General features: G+C 55.0%; 2 protein-coding genes. Both read left to right on the forward strand.

What is annotated here, in order from left to right:
* Positions 1-83: 83 nt before the first annotated feature.
* Positions 84-248 (forward strand): hypothetical protein, encoded by a 165-nt coding sequence (locus tag BN93_RS18215; RefSeq protein WP_232211043.1) that lies wholly within the window; start codon positions 84-86, stop codon positions 246-248.
* 1 nt (position 249) lies between these two features.
* Positions 250-2,094: MMPL family transporter (locus BN93_RS00120; RefSeq protein WP_052311349.1), on the forward strand; the 1,845-nt coding region annotated here is incomplete at its 3' end.

Consider the following 2,094-nt stretch of genomic DNA (forward strand, 5'->3'; position numbering starts at 1 on the left):
CGATGCCGTGCGCCAAGTGGCACAGATGATAGACCATGCCATTATTGATGCCTACCTACTGATGCCCACCAACATGGCCGCCTATGCCATGTTGCACCCCGAAGAACCAGCAGAATGCCCAATGGGATGAGGCGAAAGCGTGGCTAAGCCAGCGTTTGCAACAGCTAACCACCCACGAAGAACGCCGCCACCTGCTGCACATCTATGCCAATCCTGTTGCGGCCAAACAACAAATAAAGCAAAGTTGACATGATTGCACAATGGCTTATAAGGCTGTACGACTGGTTTGCGCAACATCGTCTGCTGCGCCTTGCCCTGCCCATTGCTATGGCTTTGGGCGCGTTGGCGGGTGCATCGCAACTGCGTTTTAAAGAAGACATCACCGACTTTCTGCCCAACGACCACAACTATCGTCGTTCGATGGAGATTTACAGGCAGACAAATGCTGCCGACCGCATCTTTATCGTGGCCTCGCCCACCGATACCACGCAGCTTAACACGCCCCTCTTGGTGCGCGCCATGCAGCTATTTCAACGCGAAAGCAAGGCCCGCGGATGGCAACTAACGGCACAAGCCGACTTCGAGAGCGTGATGCGCATTCCCGATTTCGCCTATCAAAACGCGCCTTTGCTGCTGGGCGATGCCGATTTTGCACGCATACGCCGCATAACCAGCACCGACAGCATGGTCGCTGCACTGCAACGCAATCGCGAAATGTTGCTTTTCCCCACGGGCGGAATGGTTACACAGAACATCGAACGCGACCCCTTGGGCCTTTTTACGCCCTTACTGGCCCGATTGCAGGCCAGTGGCAACGCGCTGCACTACGAGCTACACGACGGTTACATCTTTACACCCGACGGCCGCCACGCCGTGGCTATGCTCACATCGCCATACGGGGCAAGCGAAACAAACGGCAATGCGCTGCTCATTAAGCAAATAGACAGCGTGGCGCGAAGTGTAGAAATGCGCGTGCCTGGCGTGAAATTCGCCGCTACTGGCGCGCCCGTGATAGCCGTAGACAATGCCTCGCAGATAAAAAAAGATAGCATTTGGGCCATATCCATTGCCGCAACACTCATCGTTGTGTTGCTGGTGTGGGCCTTACGCCGCGCCCGTCACCTGTTTCTTATCGTCGTTTCGCTGGGCTTTGGTTGGCTCATGGCTATGGGCGGTATGGCTTTGGTAAGCAGCGAAGTGTCTATCATCGTGCTGGGAATAGCCTCGGTAATCATCGGTATCGCCGTAAACTATCCCTTACACTTCGTTACGCATCTGGCTCATTGCGCCTCGCCGCGGCAGACACTCGAAGAGATTGCCTCGCCCCTTGTGGTGGGCAACGTCACAACTGTGGGGGCTTTTGCTGCCTTAATACCCCTCGATGCCATCGCATTGAGCCATTTGGGCATCTTCGCTGCCCTGATGTTGGTTAGCACCATCTTGTTTGTTGTGGTGTTCTTACCCCATTATGTGGGCAAGAAAAACGTTTCTGGCAAGCCTTCGACCGCAAACGAGCAAGACGAAATGCTCGATGCCGCCCCCGTGTCGGCCACATCTGGGGCTACTGCGACTGCCCCTTCGCCCCATCATCGCAGGCGAACGGCCGTAGTAGGCGCGGCTTTGGTGGTGGTGACGCTTGTGTTGGGCTATTTCAGTTTGGGCACACAGTTCGACACCGACTTACGAAACATCAACTACTTAACGCCGCAACAGCAAACGCTTTTGATGCAATTGGCGCAGATGCGCGGCGAAGAACATGGTACAACGCAAGTGTATTTCGTGGCCGAAGGAAGGTATGTAGAGCAGGCTTTGCAGGCTGCCGAACAGCCACAATACCCGCTTTTGGTGGCTAGTAAGGCCGAACAAGAACGCCGTTTGGCGCAATGGCACAGTATATTGAAGGAGCGAGCGCCGCAATTAGACAGCTTGGGACTTTTGGCTGCGAAGGAAGGCTTTGCTGCCGATGCCTTCGCGCCCTTCCAAAAGATGCTCGCCACACGCTTTACGCCCCAACCGCCCAACCACTTTGCACTCTTTTTGCAGGCCTCTTTGGGCAATCGCATTATCGGAAACACGGTGGTTAACATCGTTAAT

It is taken from the genome of Prevotella conceptionensis 9403948 (genome assembly GCF_000312305.1).
In the GTDB taxonomy this organism is placed as follows: domain Bacteria; phylum Bacteroidota; class Bacteroidia; order Bacteroidales; family Bacteroidaceae; genus Prevotella; species Prevotella conceptionensis.